This window comes from Paraburkholderia sp. SIMBA_053, assembly GCF_046534895.1.
Classification (GTDB): Bacteria; Pseudomonadota; Gammaproteobacteria; order Burkholderiales; family Burkholderiaceae; genus Paraburkholderia; species Paraburkholderia caledonica.
In genome coordinates this window covers 1-229 of record NZ_JAWRXU010001934.1, presented here as the reverse complement: position 1 = coordinate 229, position 229 = coordinate 1, and the positions used below count along the sequence as shown (strand labels likewise).

The 229-nt window shown below is 58.1% G+C and carries 1 pseudogene; it reads left to right on the top strand.

From position 1 onward, the window contains the following. Positions 1-27: 27 nt before the first annotated feature. A pseudogene (locus SB753_RS42295) lies at positions 28-229 on the top strand (AraC family transcriptional regulator); the annotation flags it as partial.

Sequence of the window (229 nt, the reverse complement as noted above, 5' to 3'; positions counted from 1 at the left end):
CCGGTGACAGTATCACGCACCTATGCGATGCCCGAGCGAAGCGATCGCCTCGATTTCTATATACGCGACCAGGCGTCGCGCCCCGCGATTGAAGAGCCGCATAAGCACGAATATTTTCAGATTCAGATCAACCTCGGCGGAGACACCGAGCAGCACATCGGCGGAGTATGCCGGCCCTTTCCCGCGGGTGCGTTCGCCTTTATCCTGCCGCATCGTTTGCATCTGATAC